The organism is Sphingobacterium sp. UBA2610 (assembly GCF_002339225.1).
In the GTDB taxonomy this organism is placed as follows: Bacteria; Bacteroidota; Bacteroidia; order Sphingobacteriales; family Sphingobacteriaceae; genus Sphingobacterium; species Sphingobacterium multivorum.
On the sequence record NZ_DDKA01000032.1, the window covers coordinates 136,267 to 155,879 of the forward strand.

22 protein-coding genes and 1 tRNA gene are annotated in these 19,613 nt (G+C 42.1%); 5 read left to right on the plus strand and 18 right to left on the minus strand.

The features are described 5' to 3' along the window. Positions 1 to 193: 193 nt before the first annotated feature. From B4Z47_RS21730 to B4Z47_RS21770, 9 genes are all read right to left on the minus strand, one after another. A complete protein-coding gene (locus B4Z47_RS21730; protein WP_070564455.1) occupies positions 194 to 1,546 on the minus strand; it encodes a DUF3472 domain-containing protein in 1,353 nt (450 codons plus the stop codon). 237 nt (positions 1,547 to 1,783) lie between these two features. Continuing rightward, positions 1,784 to 2,200 carry a nuclear transport factor 2 family protein gene (locus B4Z47_RS21735; protein WP_070564452.1) on the minus strand — a complete coding sequence of 139 codons (417 nt, stop codon included), beginning with the start codon at positions 2,198 to 2,200 and terminating at the stop codon, positions 1,784 to 1,786. Positions 2,201 to 2,266: 66 nt separating this feature from the next. Next, positions 2,267 to 3,808 carry a M20/M25/M40 family metallo-hydrolase gene (locus B4Z47_RS21740; protein ID WP_115049563.1) on the minus strand — a complete coding sequence of 514 codons (1,542 nt, stop codon included), beginning with the start codon at positions 3,806 to 3,808 and terminating at the stop codon, positions 2,267 to 2,269. A 118-nt stretch (positions 3,809 to 3,926) separates the two neighbouring features. Next, positions 3,927 to 5,027, minus strand: coding sequence for a DNA alkylation repair protein (locus B4Z47_RS21745; protein WP_115048599.1), 1,101 nt, complete (start codon positions 5,025 to 5,027; stop codon positions 3,927 to 3,929). Between the two features lie 78 nt (positions 5,028 to 5,105). Next, positions 5,106 to 5,516, minus strand: a complete 411-nt coding sequence (locus B4Z47_RS21750) for a VOC family protein (protein WP_070564449.1) — start codon at positions 5,514 to 5,516, stop codon at positions 5,106 to 5,108. Between the two features lie 96 nt (positions 5,517 to 5,612). Then, positions 5,613 to 6,296 carry an ATP-dependent Clp protease proteolytic subunit gene (locus B4Z47_RS21755; RefSeq protein WP_070564446.1) on the minus strand — a complete coding sequence of 228 codons (684 nt, stop codon included), beginning with the start codon at positions 6,294 to 6,296 and terminating at the stop codon, positions 5,613 to 5,615. 12 nt (positions 6,297 to 6,308) lie between these two features. Continuing rightward, the gene (locus B4Z47_RS21760; protein ID WP_139144943.1) at positions 6,309 to 6,581 is read right to left on the minus strand and encodes a hypothetical protein; all 273 of its coding nucleotides are present in this window, start codon (positions 6,579 to 6,581) and stop codon (positions 6,309 to 6,311) included. Next, positions 6,562 to 7,095, minus strand: coding sequence for an RNA polymerase sigma factor (locus B4Z47_RS21765; RefSeq protein ID WP_070564571.1), 534 nt, complete (start codon positions 7,093 to 7,095; stop codon positions 6,562 to 6,564). Before B4Z47_RS21765 ends, B4Z47_RS21760 begins: the two co-directional genes overlap by 20 nt. A gap of 151 nt (positions 7,096 to 7,246) precedes the next feature. Then, complete coding sequence (locus B4Z47_RS21770; protein ID WP_070564440.1) at positions 7,247 to 8,203, minus strand: bifunctional helix-turn-helix transcriptional regulator/GNAT family N-acetyltransferase; 957 nt, start codon at positions 8,201 to 8,203, stop codon at positions 7,247 to 7,249. A 172-nt stretch (positions 8,204 to 8,375) separates the two neighbouring features. Here B4Z47_RS21770 and B4Z47_RS21775 point away from each other — a divergent pair, with 172 nt between their 5' ends. Then, positions 8,376 to 9,155: a class I SAM-dependent methyltransferase gene (locus B4Z47_RS21775; protein WP_083295870.1), complete on the plus strand. Its 780-nt coding sequence runs from the start codon at positions 8,376 to 8,378 to the stop codon at positions 9,153 to 9,155. 62 nt (positions 9,156 to 9,217) lie between these two features. Here B4Z47_RS21775 and B4Z47_RS21780 read toward each other — a convergent pair. Continuing rightward, positions 9,218 to 9,291: transfer RNA gene (locus B4Z47_RS21780), tRNA-His, on the minus strand. Positions 9,292 to 9,493: 202 nt separating this feature from the next. On the opposite strand from B4Z47_RS21780, the gene B4Z47_RS21785 reads away from it, so the two are divergent. Continuing rightward, the gene (locus tag B4Z47_RS21785; protein WP_046676305.1) at positions 9,494 to 10,054 is read left to right on the plus strand and encodes a DUF4230 domain-containing protein; all 561 of its coding nucleotides are present in this window, start codon (positions 9,494 to 9,496) and stop codon (positions 10,052 to 10,054) included. Between the two features lie 138 nt (positions 10,055 to 10,192). On the opposite strand, the gene B4Z47_RS21790 is transcribed toward B4Z47_RS21785, so the two are convergent. Then, complete coding sequence (locus B4Z47_RS21790) at positions 10,193 to 10,408, minus strand: hypothetical protein (RefSeq protein WP_070564437.1); 216 nt, start codon at positions 10,406 to 10,408, stop codon at positions 10,193 to 10,195. A gap of 214 nt (positions 10,409 to 10,622) precedes the next feature. On the opposite strand from B4Z47_RS21790, the gene B4Z47_RS21795 reads away from it, so the two are divergent. Continuing rightward, positions 10,623 to 11,279: a response regulator transcription factor gene (locus B4Z47_RS21795; protein ID WP_115048601.1), complete on the plus strand. Its 657-nt coding sequence runs from the start codon at positions 10,623 to 10,625 to the stop codon at positions 11,277 to 11,279. 30 nt (positions 11,280 to 11,309) lie between these two features. Further along, entirely contained in the window at positions 11,310 to 11,513 is a 204-nt protein-coding gene (locus B4Z47_RS21800) for a hypothetical protein (RefSeq protein WP_070564431.1), read from the plus strand. Positions 11,514 to 11,620: 107 nt separating this feature from the next. Here the strand turns inward: B4Z47_RS21800 and B4Z47_RS21805 are convergent, their stop codons facing one another. Beyond that, complete coding sequence (locus tag B4Z47_RS21805; RefSeq protein ID WP_070564428.1) at positions 11,621 to 11,872, minus strand: Rho termination factor N-terminal domain-containing protein; 252 nt, start codon at positions 11,870 to 11,872, stop codon at positions 11,621 to 11,623. 88 nt (positions 11,873 to 11,960) lie between these two features. Further along, positions 11,961 to 12,515, minus strand: coding sequence for a type 1 glutamine amidotransferase domain-containing protein (locus B4Z47_RS21810; RefSeq protein WP_115048602.1), 555 nt, complete (start codon positions 12,513 to 12,515; stop codon positions 11,961 to 11,963). A gap of 186 nt (positions 12,516 to 12,701) precedes the next feature. Between B4Z47_RS21810 and B4Z47_RS21815 the strand changes: the two genes are divergently transcribed. Continuing rightward, positions 12,702 to 13,679, plus strand: coding sequence for a glycosyltransferase family 9 protein (locus B4Z47_RS21815; protein ID WP_115048604.1), 978 nt, complete (start codon positions 12,702 to 12,704; stop codon positions 13,677 to 13,679). Here B4Z47_RS21815 and B4Z47_RS21820 read toward each other — a convergent pair. From B4Z47_RS21820 to B4Z47_RS21840, 5 genes are all read right to left on the minus strand, one after another. After that, positions 13,633 to 14,697 carry a glycosyltransferase family 9 protein gene (locus B4Z47_RS21820; RefSeq protein WP_208641773.1) on the minus strand — a complete coding sequence of 355 codons (1,065 nt, stop codon included), beginning with the start codon at positions 14,695 to 14,697 and terminating at the stop codon, positions 13,633 to 13,635. The two genes, B4Z47_RS21815 and B4Z47_RS21820, sit on opposite strands and share 47 nt — an antisense overlap. A 28-nt stretch (positions 14,698 to 14,725) precedes the next feature. Continuing rightward, complete coding sequence (locus tag B4Z47_RS21825) at positions 14,726 to 16,219, minus strand: PfkB family carbohydrate kinase (RefSeq protein ID WP_115048608.1); 1,494 nt, start codon at positions 16,217 to 16,219, stop codon at positions 14,726 to 14,728. Continuing rightward, a complete protein-coding gene (locus B4Z47_RS21830) occupies positions 16,197 to 16,781 on the minus strand; it encodes a D-glycero-alpha-D-manno-heptose-1,7-bisphosphate 7-phosphatase (RefSeq protein ID WP_070564412.1) in 585 nt (194 codons plus the stop codon). Before B4Z47_RS21830 ends, B4Z47_RS21825 begins: the two co-directional genes overlap by 23 nt. Further along, positions 16,778 to 18,637 (minus strand): glycosyltransferase, encoded by a 1,860-nt coding sequence (locus B4Z47_RS21835; RefSeq protein ID WP_115048610.1) that lies wholly within the window; start codon positions 18,635 to 18,637, stop codon positions 16,778 to 16,780. Before B4Z47_RS21835 ends, B4Z47_RS21830 begins: the two co-directional genes overlap by 4 nt. Continuing rightward, positions 18,634 to 19,613, minus strand: a 980-nt coding sequence (locus tag B4Z47_RS21840) for a glycosyltransferase (protein ID WP_349676669.1), incomplete at its 5' end; no start/stop codon positions are given. The genes B4Z47_RS21840 and B4Z47_RS21835, both read right to left, overlap by 4 nt.

A 19,613-nucleotide genomic window follows, 5' to 3' on the forward strand; every position in this document is an offset into this window, starting at 1 on the left:
TTCGGAAAAGCCATTGGGTTTACAACCTGCCCAAGGCGGGGGATTAGCTAATTTTATTAAAGTGTTAGTGAAAGGTACGAATTGTTATGTAAATATCACAAGGTTAAGTTTTTAAAAGGGCAATACTTCATTTGAACGTATCGCCCCTTTACATGGAATATAAACTACTAATAATTTGCTGTAAACATGCGTATTACGGCAGTGTTGTTAGATTTATTGAAGGTGCTGTGCCAGTACCTGCTTGTGTAAATTTCGTTCCGGGATTTACGACAGTATTGAAAAAACCGCCATTTTTAAGGAAGAAGCTATTCCCGGTTATTCCGCCAATGGCGTCTATCCGCTGGTTATTGGAATAGGTTGCATCAACCGTAAAGGTACTTTCCACGACTTTCAGCCAAGTTCCAGCAGATGTTCGAACCCATTGATTACTATATTCTGCCGAACGTCCCAGAAAGCCGTTGTCGGCGTTGAAATTTTCGAGGAAGCTATGAAATCCTGTTAAATAAGTATTTGTTTTGGGACGTTTCCAACTTGCAATGAGTATCCAAGTATTGGTCGAAGGATCATTAAACCATGCTGTAAAATCAGTACTTCCATTATTATCAGGTTCTCCCTTTAATAAAAATTTATAGGTAGTAGCGGCAGTCCAATTAAACTTGAGGTAGCTTTGTCCGCCAGAACCTTCGCCACCGAACTCTCCTGTCGTGGTATTTGCACCTTTTCTATTTAATGTAATGCGGTCCTCTGCAGGTATTTGTGATGGGTTATCGGTGCTATATGGACTCCAAACAGAAAATAATATTCTGCGCTCTGTCGCTGAATTGACCTGCATTCCGAAATATCCTTGGCCGAAGCCATTTGCCATAAAGTAAGATCCTATTTTATCTTCTCCTGCGGGGACTTTCACCTCGCTATAATAATAGGAAACTTGCTGATTTGTTGGAATGGTATAACTCAAATGGCAGGATGGACCCCGTCGCGACCAATAGTAGGTATTATCTACATTATTGTCACTATAAATTACTGTGCCATTCGTTGCCGAACTATCTAAAATCAAATGGGATACATCGGCAAAGTAACCACCTGACTTGGATACACCTTGAAGATCCATTTTTATATAACCCGCCGCATTTAGCGAATAGGTACCAACAGTGTAATCCTTAAGGGTTCCACCCTTAAGTTTGATTTGTTTACTTACACCGTTGATCGTTAACTTCACCGTACTGCTATCGCCGGACGGTAATACTTTAGCCCTTATTTTAACACGTAAAGCGCCTGCTTGGGGGACCTTTGCATAGGTACTGATCACACTATTGGCATTGGTCCAGTTTGCCAAGCCATTGCTATTGATGACTTCAACTGCACCGGAAGGTGCTGAAGTAACAAAGGCATTACCACCTAAGGGAACTTCGTATCCGCTTGCTCCAGGGGATGCAGCGCGGAGCGATAATTTCTCTTCTAAATTGGTTTGCACCTCGCTTTTTTTGCAAGACAGAAAGCTTGCCAATACCGCGCAAAGCAGTAGTGTAAATTTGGGATATCTCATAAGTTAAATTTAATTGTTGACTCTAATTTTATAAATACAATTAAATTAAACGAAAATCATTCAATGCAATCGTTTGTGTGAATTGCTTTTGTAACAAAAGGGATACGTTAGATAGTCACCATTGTTTATTTAATGAACTATCATTAGGTAAATGCTGCAATGCACAATAGCTTAAATAGTCTCCAGTGGTTTGCTGCACACAGCCGTTTTATCTGACGATTTGCTAAGCCATCTCGATTATTCGGCCAGTTTATCGGCATGTCGATGCAAAAGCTTCCAATTGCCTTGCTCTTTTCTGAAGATTTCGGTGATTCTGAGATTGAAAATCACTGCTGAATCTCGCCCTTTTACGTTGACTGTCGAACGTTGTATACCCGTCCAGTAAGCTAGCGAATCACAGGCATATTGATGGATCACTTCAAATTTGTTTTCTGCACCCGGAAGGAAATTGGAAGCTCCTTTTTGATTAAAATCATTGACCTCGGATACCCCAGAGATGTATATTCCATTGGGCGGAAAAATTGTTGCCGGCTCATTCGAGACAGAAATGTCTTTAAGAGAGTCAAAATGGCCCTCCACAAAATCTGTTGAGGATTTCAATCGGATAGCCATAAATTTTTCGAATTCCAAGAGTGCGTTATTGTCTGTTTTCATATTTCTTATCTGTGTTTGTTAAAAAATCAACCAGTGTGTGAATGTAATTGCGAAGATTGTCCATGGTTAAATCTTTTCATCGTCGTAGTGACGCATCATGTAATAAAAATAGTCTATCATCTTCAGGTAGTTTTCAATGCTGATGTATTCATTGGTACTATGCATACTCTGCTGTTCGGCGTGATTAATTTTAATGGGCATAAAACGATAGATATGATCACTGAGATGCTGATATTTGATGGCGTCGGTTCCGCCCACCGTCAGGTAGGGCGTAATAATAAGATCGGGGTATAGTCTGCGGATAGCAATTTCCATCATTTTGTAGGCTTTAGCGTCTGTTGGTGAAACTTTGGATGCTTCTCGGGCATTGTCGACCTGTTCCATCTCAACATCAAACCCGCTTGTAGCCTGCTCGACATGATCCCGAACTTCCTGTAGGGTGTTTTCGGGTAGCAGTCTAAAATTGACAACAAATTCAACTTCAGGTGAAAGGACATTGGGGGCATCGCTGCCTTTCATCATTGTCAGTGCCGTAGTTGTTCGCACGAGAGCATTAGTCGAATGGTTTTTCGTTAGTTGAGCCAGAAGTAAAGGTTCAAGAAGCCAGCGGTTAGCGATCGCAAATCGGGAGGCAAAAGGCATGCTGCCACCAACCTGTTGAAAGAAGTTTTGGATAATGGGGTTGATCTGTGCTTTCATCTGGTGATTTTCTAAGCGCTGCATGATGACTGCCGCTTGACCAATTGCACTCGTTGTTGGGGGCATCGAAGAGTGCCCACCAAGACCTTTAACCTTTATTTTCAGGGATAAAAATCCCTTCTCCGCGCAACCGATCAATGCTACATCCGAGCTGATCCCCTCGACCGAGCCCTTTTCCAGAATGAGTCCACCCTCGTCATAAACGGCTTCGAATTTAAGGCCCTTTTCTTTGAAGTAGTCTGCTATTTTGGCTGCGCCACGTACGCCCCCAACTTCTTCATCAAAACCAAAAGCGAGGTAGATATCCCGCTTGGGCTGTACCTGTTCTCGAACCAGCTGTTCTGTCGCTTCAAGTAAGGAGAAAAGCATGCCTTTCATGTCTAAGCTTCCACGTCCATAAATGCGGCCGTTGGCTACTGCTCCCGAAAAAGGTGCATAGTCCCACTCTTCGGCGATTTCGCTTACAGGTGGTATCGCCTGGTCGCTAGGCTGAAATAGTGATGAATCGTTGTTTTTTATGGCAGCTGAACCAGGAGGGACGACATCCGTATGGGAAAGAAAGAGTAGCGGAAGCAAGCTCTTGTCGCTTCCCTTGAGTCGAAAGACCAGTGCATGACCATTGATTGTATAGGTTTCCAGCGAGCGATAGATCAGTGGAAAGTTGTACCTGATATAATTATTAAGTTCTTCAAAAGGAGCATGATTAAATAATATCGAGTCGCCAATAGAGATGGTGGCTATTTTGATACCGCCGGCAAATCGGGCAACAATGCTGTCATTGACCGCTGGCGGCATTGGCGCCACCTCCGATTTTTTGACTCGCGTAAACGGATAAGTCAGCGTTCTAATGAAAAGCCCAATGATAAATAGAATAAGTAAGACAAAAAAGATTAAGAGAATTTTCTTCATAACAGACTTCATATTAATATAAACCACCTACCACATATACCTTGGAAAAAGTCATCCAGCGCATATTCTATTGTTTCTAGTAGAACACGAAAGCCCTTCGTTTGTTTCTTATGTCCCATTAAATGTGCAATAGCTCAAATTCCTGTTGGACCCTTTCTCGCCCATTGACAATAATGGAGATTTTATGCTTCCCTGCATAGAATTTCCGGGTGGTAATCAATTTAAAAGATTGCTTTCGCTCGATACGGTTTATCTCAGCTCCCTGATAAATTCGTTCACTAATTTTAAAAACCTTTCGAGATAGCTGGCCATTTGATTTTTGATAATATAACCCATACTCCAGACGTAGTGATTTAGCGGTGCTGCTTCCATTCTCGATTTCAAAAGAAAAAATAAGATGTTCACCTACTTTAACAGCCGGTGTATGAATACTGAGATTGGTAACATCGAAATCGCTACAATCCAGTCCATAAAAGCTTAGAATTGCTGGATGCCCTTGTTTGAGTAAGGTACGGCAGCCATGTTTGATGATAGCATCTGTATTTTTACTGATACCTTTCCATTGCTGGGCAATACCCAAGACAAGATGGGGATGATCCTTAGCGATATCGTTGAGATTGTTGGCTACACTTCTTCTGACGCTCTCGGATGAATCATTATGGAGGTTTTGTAGGATGGACAGGATAGGAGTAGGATCATTTTTCAACGATGGAATTGCCATCGCCCAAGGGAGTCGAGGTCGAGATCCTTCGCTTGCAAGGCGTCGTACCTGAGCATGTGGACTTTTGGACCACCTTTCCATTTCCGCGATCATTCGAGATCCATAGTTGATAATAAATGGGCGAACGGCAAATTCGCAGCTGATAAATCTCGTGACGATTTCAAATGACTGTACAGCTGTTTCAAAATCTTCGATGCCGTAAGTTTCGATATAGTCTGGAAAAATAACATATTCAAGTCCTCCCGGATGCTTCGTTTTTAGGAGATGTCCCACAACTTGTCTTAGTAAGGCCGCTGCTTCAGGAAAGGAGTTCGGCATAAATTCATGCAAGACCGCTGTGCTATGTTTTGTGCGCTGTTTCCATTCCATTTCATGAAAACTGCCTGCAAAAACACGTTTGATAAACTGTTCTCTGTTAAAATTGTTATCAACGCGGTGGAACTGATCAGCAATAAACTGATAGAATTCCCGTGTATATATATCTTTAATGAGGGCCATGAGCTGAATAGCTGTTAAATGTCAATTAATGAAGACAAGATACTATATTCGATGTTAGTATCTTGTCAGATGAGCAGACTAGTTAGTAGCGTCTAAACCAAATTTCTTGATGGCCTCAGGGCTCAGTGGCGTGAAAAAGTTAAGCAGGTTACCATCGGGGTCACAAAAAAGCAATGAGCGATTGCCCCAAGGCATTGTTGTCGGCTCCTGAACGATTTTTGAAGCACTATTTTTGATCCGAATATATTCATGATCTACATTTTCCACTAAAAATTCAATAATAATGGGGGCCGTGTTGCCAAAGACAGTGGGGCTGTCGCTAAACATTTGCATCGTACGCGTACTTCCAATAGCTATGGTAATCGAACTGGTGGAAACTTCAGCGAAATCTGGTGTAAACCATTGCGCGGTGAGGCCCAGGATTTCTTCATAGAATGTGACGGATTGCTGGATGTCATTTGCAATCAGTCGAATGGATGTTAATTTCATGATGATCTAAATTTATTGATAACAAAATTAAACGGACTATTGACAATAGTCTGTCAATAGTCCGTTTGAAATTGTTCATAAATTTAATGATCATCGCTAGGTCAGTACGTCGTCAATAATTCCAAATTCTTTTGCTTCTGAAGCAACCATCCAGTGATCCCGGTCGCTAACATCATGTACACGTTGATAGCTTTGTCCACTATGTTTGGCAATAATATCGTACAGCTCCTTCTTTATTTTCAACACTTGATTGGCTGTAATTTCAATGTCAGATGCCTGCCCTTGAACACCGCCCAGCGGTTGATGCAACATCACCCGTGCGTGCTGCAGGGCGCTACGCTTGCCGGCGGCGCCGCCACAGAGTAATATCGCGCCAAAAGAGAGTGCCATACCGGTGCAGATTGTTGCAACATCAGGACTGATCAATTGCATAGTATCATAAATACCTAATCCAGCATAAACTTCGCCGCCAGGAGAGTTGATATACAGTTGTATATCTTTTTTGGGATCAACAGATTGAAGAAATAGCAGCTGGGCTTGTACGATATTGGCGATGTTGGATTCTACGGCAGCACCCATAAAGATAATACGGTCAATCATCAATCTGGAAAATACGTCCATCTGTGATACGCGCAATTCGCGTTCTTCGGTGATATATGGAGTCATGGCAAGCGGCATGCGGGATTGCTCGATACCGGAAATGTAATGATCCACCAGATCTTTTTGGACATAGCAGTGCCCTACCGCAAATTTGCGGAACTCATTTTTGTCAATCGTCATGATGTTAAGAATTTAGGATTTGCGAAATAACTTTAGTATTTTTTTTCTAAAAGAGACATGTTCAGGATATGTAAATAATGCTTGCGTTATGGCTTCAATTTCAGTTTTTAATTGTTTGCGCCCAAATTGCTGAATAGCTTCATAAGCTTTTTGTTGCGCAATAACCTTGTCTGCCAATTCTTCGTCCAATACCAATTGCGCTTCAAAAAGCAACGCTTCTTCTGGTTCAGCCATTCCAAAGATATATGCTTCTATCTGCTGGGTCTCATTCCATGAAGTCATCATAAACCAGGGATTTTTCTTTAACGGATTCTCTAACTTTCTCCAGGCATTTGAATTTCTGTACAGTGGCGCTCCTTACGCCCGAATAGCCATATTCATCTGCAATTTCTTGCAGGGACATTTGATCATAATAGAAGCTTTTCAAAAGTTCTAAACATTTGCGCCCGGCAATCTCCAAAAAGCGAAACAGCCTTGCGCTAGAAGGAGACTCTTCGGTTGTCAAAGCAATATCCACTTGATCTAGGGAGAGGTTTGGGCTGGATTGACCATACCGTTTAAGCCATAGATTTTTGGCTGTTCCGACCAAATAACCAATAGCGTTGTTTAGTGGTGTTTCTTTTAAATGTATCTTTTCATAATACACCAGTAAAGCGTCCTGAAATACATCTTTGGCTTCATCTAAATTACCGCCCATGCGACTGATATACTTAGCCACGATAGGAAATGTACTTTTATACAAGTTCATAAAGAGCACCTGCCGGTCTATTGTTCGATTTGAATTGATCAATTGTTGCATAGCAATATCATTTATAGACATGTACCAATTTAGCGAAAAGTATCACCTTTTATTTGAAAATTAATTAAACAAAAATGCTTCCCCAAAAAAAGGAAGCATTCATTCGCTTATCTGAGTTGACTATTCCAGTGTATGTTTCTACTGCGCAGGGTTATTTTTTTAAATCCAGTTCCATCTGGATATTACAGCGTTGATAAGTACTTGGAAAGCCATTGATTTTTTGAAAACCTAACTTGTGATAGAGATTGATCGCAGGTTTTAAAATGGTGTTGCTCTCGAGAAACAGTTTTGAAGCCCCTAGAGTCTTTGCTTCTTCAATAATTGCTTTTCCCAAAAGATAGCCTATATTTTTGCCTTGCACTGTTGGAGAAACCACCATTTTTGCCAATTCATAGTCAAAATCGGGATGATTCATTTTGATAAGTGAACATACACCTACGGGCTTGTCATTATAAAGAGCAACCATAATTTTGCCGCCTTTTGCCAAAATATACTCCTCAGGGTTGTCAAGTGCTTTATGGTCCGCCTCTTCCAATTCAAAATAGGTGGAAATCCATTCCTCATTCAAGGACTTAAATGCTAAGCGGTAGGCTGGATTGTACGGTACAATGTTGATATCCTTACTTTCACGCATTTTCTTTTGCTCTTGCACCCGTTTCAATAAGGATTTTTGTTCAAGGAGAAATTCCCATTCCGCTAAAGCTTCCCATAGATTGTGCGTAGCTTCCTGGATAATCCCATCAATGGCACGATCGATATCGATACATTGAATTTTCATTCTTTCCCATAGCATTTTTCCTTTATTACTCAATCCAACCATATTTCTCCGTTTATCCATAGAGCGAAGGTTATCTTCAAGTAGGCCCGCTTCGATCATTTCTTTAACGATTTTAGTGACCGACGGCTGGGAGTGGCCAATCTCTGTTGCTATATCAGTAATTGTCTTGGAATCACCTTCCGATAAAATAAAGAATACGGGAAACCATTTGGGTGCAAATTCAATCTGATAAAGCTCGTGTATCCGGGCGGCTTCTTCTGTGATGTTGGAAGCCATGTAACGCAATCTGCTACCTAAGGCTATTTTTCCTGTTTTTTCAAATAATTCCATCGTATTATAAGTAATTATATAACTAGTTATGTAAATGTAGGAAAATTATTTGAATGTTTTAAAATTGAATTTTAAAATTAGACTGGAGAAAAATATATCGTTGCTTATTTCGTTATATTTCAATAAATTCAACACATAAAAAACCAGAACCCCTTAAAATAGACCGAAGGACATGAACGAGTTAGAAACTTATTTCCGAAATAATAATGCGAAGCTAATCAATAAATGGATGCATTATTTCGATATATACGACAGACATTTTAGTCGTTTCAAAGGCAAAGAGATCGTGGTGTTGGAAGTTGGGGTTTTTCAGGGTGGAAGTCTGCAGATGTGGAAGAACTATTTTGGCGATCGTGCTAAAATATATGGTATTGACATCAATCCGCACTGTAAGGAACTCGAAGAAGAAAATGTCGAGATCTTTATTGGTTCGCAGTCCGACCGAAAGTTTCTGCGTCAGGTAAAAGAGTCTATTCCGCCGATCGATATATTGATTGATGATGGTGGCCATACGATGAAACAACAGATTGTGACATTTGAGGAGCTTTTTGATCATGTGAAAGACAATGGCGTATACCTTTGTGAAGATTTACATACATCTTATCAGGTATTTTATGGTGGTGGCCATAAAAGGAATGGTACTTTTATAGAGTATAGTAAAAATTTTATTGATTACATCAATGCTTACCATTCTGAGCAACGTGGATTGAAGGTCAACGGATTTACGCGTTCGGTAGGGTCTCTACACTACTACGATAGCATCCTGGTGGTGGAGAAACTTCGAAGGGATGAAGCGCCGATCCATATGAAAACAGGGGCGGCGACAGTGAAAGATTTCAATGCGGCTCCCACAGGATTCGATGGATTAAAATGGAAGATTAAAAAACCTGCTTTAACCGTGATCAACAAGTTGCTCCGCTTTTTCCGTATTGGCGGGTTTATGTGGCGCTAACAGACGGGAGCAAACAGACGGGACTAGAAACAAAAAAGGCAGATCATTTGATCTGCCTTTTGGGTAAGTAATCGGGCTCGAACCGACGACCCCTAGAACCACAATCTAGTGCTCTAACCAACTGAGCTATACCTACCGTGATTTTGATGTCACAAAAGTAGTATTATAGCTCATATGTTCCAAATGTTTTTTAAACTTTTTAACTAAACAATTGTCTATCAAAAGGTATAATTTTCAAGTATGCCCATTTAGTGACCCTGAAGAATAATATTGAGGTAATATTTTCAGGTTAAATGTCTAAAAAAGCAGCTTGGTCTTTAATTTGTATAGTATAGTTTATGGGAAAATTTTTAAAATTTTTAATTATCGTAGCCATTTTGGCAGTTGGCGCCTGGTTTGTGTATCATAAATATAACAGCGGACCGACAGTGGAAAGTAAACATCAGCTGTTGGTGGACCGTATTGAAGCCATGGGAAAACTGGAATTGGTCAAATACCGTTACAGTGATGTTGTAGAGCACAAAAACGTGAATACTTTTTTACCGGATGCAAGTGTATTACTCATCGTGAAAGCAGATGCTGTAGGCTGTGTGAATTTGACGAAACTTAGTCCGGAAGATATCACGGTTTTGGGGGATTCGGTCTCCATCAAATTGCCGGCTCCAGAAATTTGTTACATCAAGATCGACCACGAGGCGTCCAAAGTCTATGATACGAAAATGGCTTTCTTGCGCGAAGCAGAGCTCGTGGATGAAGCTTATAAAGCTGCGGAAAAAGCTGTTGCTGATGATGTAAAGAAATCGGATATCCTGCAGCAGACCAAGGCCAATGCAACCACCGTTTTTAAACCGCTCTTACAGGGATTGGGATTTTCGAAAATCAATCTGACCTTCGAATAGTGCCCAAATAAAAAAGCTAGACAATGTTTACATTGTCTAGCTCTCTACAATAAATCTAATCTCCAGCCATCTCACGACGGGAGGACTTCATAATTATGCTATTATCAAGCCAAGAACATTAGCCAAGTTACATTCGTTTTATTTTTTTGTCGTTGTATCCGGCTGTGGTGTCGGCGGGATTTCTCCACGGGATTCGGAAGATGTGGTGTCGCGATATTGTATCGTCGTGGTATCGTTGGGAACGGAATCACGCATCAGTTCCTGTGATTTTTGATCATCAGTTTTAGCGCCGTTACATCCATAGGCTGCTAAGCATAATAGACTGACGGCAATTAATTTTGTTGAGTTTTTCATATTATCTATCGTTTAATGATGGCATGTCACCTGCATGCACTTAGTAGGAGAACAAAGCTCAGGTCAAAAGCGTTTCGCTTTCTATATTTGCTATTATGATAGAAAAAGAAAATCAATCTTATTTTCTTTATTTTTTAGATAAATTCAATTGTAAAAAACTTTTTACAATTGGGTGCTGTTCCTAGAAGTACATAAGTTCATTAAACAGATAGCTATGATTCAGATAGTGCTTGTTGACGACCATCATTTGGTAAGAAGTGGTTTTCGGCTGATTTTAGAAACGCAAGATGACATTACTGTTTTGGCTGATGTTGAAAGTGCTGAAGCAGCTTTGGATGTGTTGAATGTCGATCAGCGACCAGATATTATCCTTACGGATATTAATATGGGTGAAATGGGCGGGATAGCTCTCATTGATTTCGTTAAACAGAAATACCCCGATATAAAAATCCTTGCCTTGACGATGGAAAATGACAAACACATTGCCGCAGATGTATTGCGTGCAGGAGCAGATGGCTATTTAGTGAAAGATAGTAGTTGTGATGAGGTACTTTTTGGTATACGGCAGGTTGCCAAAGGAGAAAAATATATCAGTGGTTCCTTAAGTGTTTCCTGCCTTAACGATTATAAAAACTTTGCGGACAGGGCTCCAGACCTAAATCGTGTTTTGTTAAAATATGATATTTCAGAACGCGAATTGCATGTATTGGAACTCATCGCACAGGGATACACCAACGGCGAAATTGCAGAGCGTATTTTTTTGAGCAAACGTACGGTGGAAGGGCACCGACAGAAACTGATCGAGAAAACGAATACAAAAAATACAGCTGGTCTTGTCAGCTTCGGTTTTCATCACATGCTCTTACATTGATTAAACAATAAAAACAAAAAATAGAGGAATATGGCAACAAAAAATGAAAACCGCGTCGTCGGAACCGAAATGGAAAAAAAGAAAAAGGTCAAGTTAGGTGTAAATGGAGAGACACTGCGAGATGTAGGCGATAAGGATCAGGGCGATGCCGAGGCCGGAGTAGACCCGCAGGTGGATCAGTTGAACGAGATGCCCAATGATCCTACAGATAGGCCAAAAGAAAGGAAGAAATAAGAAAGACCCGCATTTAAAATTGCGGGTCTTTCTGTTAAGCTTAGTTTCTAGCTGAAAATCTGTATCTATTTTCAGGACTAATCAGCACTTGTCCGTGAATGACATTTCTATTTTTTGCCCTGCTTCTCAATGGCTTTAGCAAGTTCATCTTTCGTCATATCGTGACGCCCGGTGATCTCCATTTTCTTTGCCATTTCCAAGAGTTCAGCTTTGGTTTTATCAGAACTTCCGTTTTGCGATCCTTTAGACGCTGAAGCACTTTTTCCTGTTGTTGTCGCTGATTTTTTTTCTTTGTTAGCGTTGCTGCTTTGCGATTGCCCTTTGGCAGTCGTATGGCTTGAACTTTTTGTTGTATTCATAATATACTGTTTTATGTGTTATTTATATGCTGAACATGTTACAAGATCTAAAGGTTGGCCGATTTTATACGTTATTGAAACTGTACTACTACGCTTTGTTCTTTTTTTCTGTCGCAAACGCTTTAATGATGGCTTTATTAAAAGCGGGCAGATCGTCGGGCGTACGACTTGTAATAAGTTTGTCGTCAATCACCACTTCGCTGTCTTCCCATAATGCGCCTGCATTAATCAGGTCCATTTGAATGGCTTCAACGGACGTTATTTTTTTATCACGCACCAGATCCGCGTTAATCAGTAATTGAGGTCCATGGCAAATGGCTGCGATCGGTTTATCCCGTTCCCAGAAAGCATTGATCAATGCAATAGCCGTTTTATTCGTCCTCAATTTATCAGGATTGATGACCCCGCCTGGTAGCAGCAATCCGTCATATCGATTCTCTTCTGCCTCCTGCAGAGCAACATCGACAGGATAGTCATTTGACCATTCATCTCCATTTTTTGCCCGCACTGTTCCTTCAGCCGGTGATATAATGTCTGTTTTGGCGCCTGCATTTTCCAAGGCTTCCTTTGGGCTAGTCAATTCTATTTCTTCAAATCCATCTGTTACTAATATCGCTATCCGCTTATTTTTTAAATTCTCCATATAACTAAATTTTGTTTATGTTTTTTCTATGTTTCAAGAGAACGGATCTAAATCCGCGAAGGTTTGAAATAATATGATGAAGGTTTGAAATAATATGATTTAGCATAGGAAAAACGCTTTGATTGATAAAAAGGAATAAATCAAACCGTATTTCCTTGGGGGTTGTCTATCCTTAAAATCGATGGTATGTTTAAGATAGCTATTTTTCGAGCCCTTCAGCTGGGCGATCTACTGTCCTCTATTCCCGCCATAAGGGCATTGAAGTCGCATTATCCCGATGCCAGACTGTACTTTATTGGTTTGCCTCATATGCGTGTATTGATGGAACGCTTTGATTGCATCGATGAATATGTGGATTTTCCCGGGCATCCGCAGCTTCCCGAAATTGCATATAATCCCGACAATCTTGAACGATTCGTCAAGCAGATGCAAGCGGAAAAATTTGACCTTCTGATTCAGATGCAGGGAGATGGAACTGTGGTGAATGATTTTTTACAGAATTTTGCGGCAAAGCGACTGGTAGGATTTCAACCAACAGCTTCAATTGACAACCCCGACTGGATGACTTATCCAGGAAAGCTTCACGAGGTGAACAGGCACCTAGCTCTTATGGAATTTCTAGGTTTAAAAATTCCAAACCGTACAATGTATTTCCCCTTATTTCCCGAGGATTGGGAGGCCTATAGGAAAATAAAAGCTGAAATAAACTATCCTTTCGTTATTATCCATGTGGGCAGTCGGGACGCCAAACGACGCTGGCCTATTGAAAACTTCGGATTTCTTGCGAACTTAATGCAGCAAATGGGATATCAGATTGTCCTGACTGGGGTAAGTGCTGAAGAATCTTTGGTCAATGAACTGCAGCGCATACTTGAAGGACCTGTGCTTAACCTCTGTTCTAGACTTGATTTGGGTACGCTTGGCTGTCTTTTGAAGGAATCGACTTTACTTGTATGCAACTGCACAGGAATATCCCATATTGCCGCTGCTTTAGAAGCAAAAAGTGTGGTCATAAGTCTAGATGGTGAGCCCGAGCGTTGGGGGCCACTCAACACAGCACTGCATATCACTTTTGATCTGACCAAACCTATCGCCATAGAGCATATTGTACGCGAGATCAGACGGGTCCTTCCGGCGCTGTCTGTTTTTGGGAGGAATGCTTAAGTAATGAATTCAATTTATCCATGATATTTTCAACACTTAACGGTGTCATTCTAGATGATCCATTCTGCTTATCGACAAAGCTGTTAATCGTATTTTTGGAGCGCAGAGCAGGGTCGACGGGGTAAAGGATAAAGTCAGTATCCTGCGACCATGGGATATGCTGCGGGTTTGTTTGAGCGTAAAGGACCAACGTGGTTTTTTGTAGCGCGCAGGCAATATGAGCAACGCCCGTGTTGACCGTGAGCACAGCATCTGCATGTGCTACGAGGAGTAGGAGATCATCAATTGTCGTCTTTCCAATAAGGTTAATCAGATTTTCCCTTACGAGTTCTGAAAAACATGATCTCAGGTAATCGTTGTATTCCTTGCCAACAAGTATGACCTGAAATGCTGAATCAAGTAGCTGCCGCGTCAATTGTTGTGCGACAGCACGGGGAATTCGTCTTTTTTGCTCCGAAACATCACAATTGACAATAATCTGTTTCCCCCCACGTAAAGGAATTAAATTCGATAATTGACCTCGGGGTACAATTAGGCTCGGTAATCGATTGATCGACCGGCTGATGCCAAGTAGTCTGACCAGTTCGAGATCACGTGCTATTTGGTGCTGTATCTCAAACAGGGGTTCTTTGTCTGGTATCCAATGGGTAAGCAACGTATAGGGATTCTCGCGCATATAAGCCGCTCGCAGGGGGATTTCCGCTAGATATGCCAACATGATCGAAGCCATTGGATTTTGGCTGTATACATTGAAAATAATACAGCTATCAAACTCCCGCTTTTTAATTGCAGCAATCAATGCTTCAGTCGAAGCAACCGTGTCATGCGAGCTCAATTTCATCCAAGGGGCATCGTATTGTATATAGTCATCGACAGTGCCTAGGTAGGGGATAATGGGAACAGCCATTTCTGACGCAAGTAATGTGATTTTACAATTTCCATTCGCTGATTTAATTTCCTGAAGCGCTGCATTACTCATGATCAGATCGCCCATATTGTCTAAGCGAATGATCAACATGTTTTTACAATCTTTCCAAGTCCCCATTTTAGCTGATTTTCTTTAACAGTTGATTGTCCTTTTCCTGCACCCGCTGAATGATTTTAGTAGTCGACTGCTGATGGACATGCGGAATAAATACGAGTTGTGTCCCTAGTATTTGGAGTAGCCCTTGTTCGGCCAGTTCTTTATTTTGGTATGCTTCACCTTTTACAAAGATATGCGGTTTAACCTTTTCGATGATCGGGATAGGGTTGTCCGATAATTCATCACCAAACGGTACAATATAATCTACAGCTCCAAGCGCCCGCAATACTTCAATTCGATCGTCAAGCGAATTGACAGGTCTTGTTGCTCCTTTTAAACGTCTGATGCTCTCGTCTGTATTGATGCCGACAATCAAAATATCACCCTGTGCCTTAGCTGCACCGAGGTAATGGGCATGGCCGGCATGGAAAATATCGAAACAACCGTTGGTGAATACGAGTTTATTTTCTTTCCGAAGTCCATCGCATAGTGCTTCAAGATGATTCAGGTCGGTAATTAATTTATCATCTTTGTTCGTAAGGCGCTGGGCTAATTCCGTGCAGCTACAATGTGCTGTACCATTTTTTTGTATACCGATCTGTGCTGCCTTTATACTCAGTGCTATCGCAATATCCGCATCAAGTTTATTATAGTAAGCCAAGCAAAGCACGGTCAGAAAGGTGTCGCCAGCGCCGGAGAAATTACCTTCTTTTAAAGCAGGAACCCGGTAGTGCTTTGCTGAACCACCTTTTTTAAAGAGGATAACACCATCCTTATCAAGGGTAAGTGCCACCCAGTTCGCCTGAGACAAGGCAGCTAGGCTTTCGGGCCATTTCGATGCTTGTGTTAGGCGGTCGTCCTCTTCTTCCTGGCTCAGGATTTTTCTTGCTTCGTCATAATTGGGCTTAATTAAGTCGGGATTTAGGCATGCATACTTGTCGTAATCTTTGCTGTCTATGGCAATAATTTTGGGCTCAACCTGCTGTTCTTCTGCGAGCAGCACAATGAGCTCATCCGTGATGTTACCTTTTCCATAATCTGCAATAAAAACAATGTCGACATGTTGAAGGGCTTTTTTTACCGCTGTCAGATATTGGTTGGCCAGCGCTGCACTAAAATGATACTTCTGACCAATATCATAACGAAGCAGACAGTGTCCATCTCTACGTAATCGTGTTTTTGTTAGTGTCTGACAATTTTTATTATAGAGCAGGCCACCCGTGTCAATTCCCTGTCGCTGCACACTGCGTGCTATTGTCTGTCCACTGCTATCGTCGCCCAACAGACTAACGACCGACACGACGGCCCCCATATTGCTGAGGTTCGTGATCACATTCCCGGCTCCGCCAAGGCAATGTTCTACGGATTGGACATCGAGCACGGGTACGGCGACATCGGGAGCAAGCCGCTTGCATTCCCCATCTAGATAAATATCCAGCATACAGTCTCCCAAAACAAGGACCCTTGGATTGTCAAAACCATTTTCGACAAGTTTATTTAATGCTATATCTTTCATAATCTACTTTTTCTGAGTTGATAAGTTGCGCCAATCCGTAAAAATCATCTACGATGAAATCTGGTGTATATTTAGGATCAGAAATTCGCTCCTGTTTCCTTTCTTCCTGGCTTCGGTCTACCAATATGGTCCTGCAGCCTGCCGCACGGCCGGCGCCGACATCACTTAGGATATCGCCGATCATCCAGGATTTTTTTAAATCTATGTTCAGCTCCTTGGCAGCCCGATAGAGCATTCCGGGTAAAGGCTTACGGCAGGAGCATTGCGGTTCGTCCATGACATCGCCATGTGGACAATAGTAGATACCGTCTAATTGGATGTGCTCGTAGCGGAGTAGTTCGTGCAATGCTGAAAAAGCGATATCCAAATCTTCAGCTGTAAAATAACGTCGGGCAATACCCGACTGATTGCTGATAACAATGAGCTTATAGCCCCTTTTTTGTAACCCTCTTAGAGGCTCAAAAATGTCGGAATAACAAACGATGCGTGCGGGATCAACGTTGTAGGGAACATCCTTAATCAGCGTTCCATCCTTATCCAGAAAAACAGCGCTCTCCATCATGATGCGATCAATTTATTATGTATAACGAAGTGTTCATTTTTCCTACTCAGATTTGCCATCCGCTGTTCCACCAGTGCGCAGAGCTGGTGAATAATATGTAGCTGTACTTCCTGAATACGGGCCGTGTGATCGGAAGGAACTATGAGATTATGATCTCCGAATTGCGTGGCCTCGCCACCATCTTTTCCCAGCAAATTTGCACAAATCACCCCAGCTTTACTGGCTTCTTTCAATGCGTTTAGGATATTGGGCGAGTTGCCACTTGTACTTAAACAGATCAGCATATCTCCTGGTTGCCCAAGTGCCTGTACCTGTCTTGCAAATACGCTTTCGTAGCCAAAGTCGTTTGCCCATGCGGTGAGAACCGCCACATCAGCGTTAAGCGAGATCACCGGATAGCCGGGACGCTGTGGTATTTCAAATCGACCCACGAGCTCGGCAGCGAAATGCTGGCTCTCCGCGGCACTACCACCATTGCCGCAGATCATGATTTTTTTACCTTCATGCAATACAGAGACCATTTTGGACGACAGCCTGGCTATGCCAAGCGCCAAAGATTCTGCCGCTTTTTCGAAAGTCTTTGAGGAACCCAAAAAGCTTTGCCTGATCTGCGTAATTGTTTCTTTTTCGGCATCCTGAGGCAAACATTGTGCATAAAGCTGCGCAATACTTTCGCTGACCACTTTCCACGTAAAGGATTTAACATGGCGTAGAGAATTAACAGAAAATTTCAATCGTTTACGGTCGTTATTTATCAGGTCAACAATCGCAGCAGACAATTGTTGTGGCTGTTGTGCCGCTACCAAAAGGCCGGTTTCTTCATGCCTTACCGTAAACGATATACCGCCCACATCGGCACCAATTACGGGCGTACCACAGGCCATGGATTCCAGCGGAGTAATCCCGAATGGTTCATACCACGGCGTGGTGATAAAAAGCTCACTTGCAGCATAATAGTACCTAAGCAGATCACGACGCTGTTGTCCCGTGAAAATGACCTTATCTTCCACTTTTAACTCGATACACAGATGATGCAGACGATCAAATTCTGCGCGGTCTTCCGCTGTCGCCAGATTTCCACCAACGACCAATAGCCGCAATTCGGGCAGCGCATGGTGCGCATGGGAAAAGGCTTCGATCACATTGTCTATTCCCTTTCGTTTCACCATGCGACCAAGTTGCAAAATGTAGGTGTACGCGGAATCAAGTCCAAGCTTTTCCTTTGCTTCGGTGCGGTCTGTTGGATGAAAATCAGCCGGATTAAAACCACAGGGAATAATTTCTATTTTATCCTGTGGCGCCTGATAATGTTGAATCAAGTCCTTCAGATCGTTTGGGCATTCGGCAATGACGCGTTCGGCTGCCCAAATGATATCTTTCTCAATTTTTTCACGAATTTTCGGAAATTTGTCTGAGCCCCCCTGGTGTAAGCGGCGCACCGCACCTAGGGCATGAAAAGTAATAACAAAGGGGATATGCAGTTGTTTCTTGATTTCCATGGCCACCATACCCGACAGCCAAAAATGCGCATGTACCAACTGGTAGCTCAGCTGGTTAGCGGTCATAAATTCGATTGTATGGGCGGTAAATTCATCGATATGTCCATAAAGCTCTTCCTTTGGGAGTATATCTTTGGGGCCTGCGACAATATGAATGACCCTTATATTTGGTTTCCAGAGGACGACCCCTTCTCGGCTTGGATGCTCACATCGCGTATAGATGTCTATTTGATTGCCCATCAAAGCGAGCTGCATGGCAACCTCGGCAACATAAACGTTTTGGCCGCCGCTGTCTTTACCTCCGAGGGTCGCTAAGGGTGAGGCATGATCACTAATAAAAGCTATTCTTTTTTTCATGATAGTATATATTGATGAATTTTTTCATTAATTAAATTCTCCCATTGTTGTCCAAATCGAACTATGTCGAAAAGCTCTTTTGCTTTCTGCTGTGCGTTTACACTGAGCTGCTGTGCATGTTGGGGATTATTCAGCAGCATTTTCATTTTAGCGATGAGCTCTTCGATCTCTAAGCCGATATAGCCTGTTTTTTCATTTTCAATAATGGTAGAAAGCTCTGTGGTAGCCAATCCAACGATGGGAAGACCCACCATCATAGCTTCGCAGATTGCTAAGCCCAAACTTGTGTACCGTATTGGATTGAAAAAGAAACGATAGTCTTTAATAAATTCGGGTAGGCGCGGATGGAGCACTTCACGAAGCCCATAGGGTTCGTTACCCATTCCGATGAGATCTAATGGTACCTGCTTTTGTACATACTTGAAAATATCGCTACCTAGCATGCGTCCACGGGAGGGAAGGTTGTTGATAACGACAATCCCTTTTTCCAATCGACCATTGTAAGCGACATCGTGTGTATCTACACCATGTGTGATGACACGTACATCCGGAATATTTGCCTTCCACATTAACTGGTTGAAGTGTGTCACATGCACCAGTGTAACGGCTGGATTGGTGACTGGATGAACTTCATCACAGGGATGCTGCCATGGCGGGTCGTGTTCAATATAGATACGAGGTAACTGTTGCTGCACTTCAGACAGGATCAGATATTGATCTTCCAAGTAATTTTCATCGCATTGAAAAAGGATAAGATCTAGGTCGAGATTACGCACTTCGCAGGCAGGAACTTCAATCACATTGTCGCCAAAAGGGAAGGTTGTTCCCCGTCCGCCATAGCGAGGTCCTCTTTCGGGCGTATATGGAATATATAAGATATAGTCACCTTGGGATAAATAATACAAGTACGATCCATGGATATGCCATGTTAATACGCGTGGTTTGTGTGTCATACATATGTGTCCTAAATAAATTT

What these genes read in the sequence shown, in the direction of transcription:
- B4Z47_RS21760 (WP_139144943.1), bottom strand. Translation starts at nt 6,581, where the DNA reads ATGATGACTTCATGGAATGAGACCCAGCAGATAGAAGCATATATCTTT.
- B4Z47_RS21790 (WP_070564437.1), bottom strand. Translation starts at nt 10,408, where the DNA reads ATGAAAAACTCAACAAAATTAATTGCCGTCAGTCTATTATGCTTAGCA.
- B4Z47_RS21815 (WP_115048604.1), top strand. Translation starts at nt 12,702, where the DNA reads ATGTTTAAGATAGCTATTTTTCGAGCCCTTCAGCTGGGCGATCTACTG.
- B4Z47_RS21765 (WP_070564571.1), bottom strand. Translation starts at nt 7,095, where the DNA reads ATGCAACAATTGATCAATTCAAATCGAACAATAGACCGGCAGGTGCTC.
- B4Z47_RS21805 (WP_070564428.1), bottom strand. Translation starts at nt 11,872, where the DNA reads ATGAATACAACAAAAAGTTCAAGCCATACGACTGCCAAAGGGCAATCG.
- B4Z47_RS21785 (WP_046676305.1), top strand. Translation starts at nt 9,494, where the DNA reads ATGGGAAAATTTTTAAAATTTTTAATTATCGTAGCCATTTTGGCAGTT.
- B4Z47_RS21775 (WP_083295870.1), top strand. Translation starts at nt 8,376, where the DNA reads ATGAACGAGTTAGAAACTTATTTCCGAAATAATAATGCGAAGCTAATC.
- B4Z47_RS21745 (WP_115048599.1), bottom strand. Translation starts at nt 5,027, where the DNA reads ATGGCCCTCATTAAAGATATATATACACGGGAATTCTATCAGTTTATT.
- B4Z47_RS21795 (WP_115048601.1), top strand. Translation starts at nt 10,623, where the DNA reads ATGATTCAGATAGTGCTTGTTGACGACCATCATTTGGTAAGAAGTGGT.
- B4Z47_RS21730 (WP_070564455.1), bottom strand. Translation starts at nt 1,546, where the DNA reads ATGAGATATCCCAAATTTACACTACTGCTTTGCGCGGTATTGGCAAGC.
- B4Z47_RS21755 (WP_070564446.1), bottom strand. Translation starts at nt 6,296, where the DNA reads ATGACGATTGACAAAAATGAGTTCCGCAAATTTGCGGTAGGGCACTGC.
- B4Z47_RS21820 (WP_208641773.1), bottom strand. Translation starts at nt 14,697, where the DNA reads ATGTTGATCATTCGCTTAGACAATATGGGCGATCTGATCATGAGTAAT.
- B4Z47_RS21810 (WP_115048602.1), bottom strand. Translation starts at nt 12,515, where the DNA reads ATGGAGAATTTAAAAAATAAGCGGATAGCGATATTAGTAACAGATGGA.
- B4Z47_RS21750 (WP_070564449.1), bottom strand. Translation starts at nt 5,516, where the DNA reads ATGAAATTAACATCCATTCGACTGATTGCAAATGACATCCAGCAATCC.
- B4Z47_RS21735 (WP_070564452.1), bottom strand. Translation starts at nt 2,200, where the DNA reads ATGAAAACAGACAATAACGCACTCTTGGAATTCGAAAAATTTATGGCT.
- B4Z47_RS21740 (WP_115049563.1), bottom strand. Translation starts at nt 3,808, where the DNA reads ATGAAGAAAATTCTCTTAATCTTTTTTGTCTTACTTATTCTATTTATC.
- B4Z47_RS21800 (WP_070564431.1), top strand. Translation starts at nt 11,310, where the DNA reads ATGGCAACAAAAAATGAAAACCGCGTCGTCGGAACCGAAATGGAAAAA.
- B4Z47_RS21770 (WP_070564440.1), bottom strand. Translation starts at nt 8,203, where the DNA reads ATGGAATTATTTGAAAAAACAGGAAAAATAGCCTTAGGTAGCAGATTG.
- B4Z47_RS21835 (WP_115048610.1), bottom strand. Translation starts at nt 18,637, where the DNA reads ATGAAAAAAAGAATAGCTTTTATTAGTGATCATGCCTCACCCTTAGCG.
- B4Z47_RS21830 (WP_070564412.1), bottom strand. Translation starts at nt 16,781, where the DNA reads ATGATGGAGAGCGCTGTTTTTCTGGATAAGGATGGAACGCTGATTAAG.
- B4Z47_RS21825 (WP_115048608.1), bottom strand. Translation starts at nt 16,219, where the DNA reads ATGAAAGATATAGCATTAAATAAACTTGTCGAAAATGGTTTTGACAAT.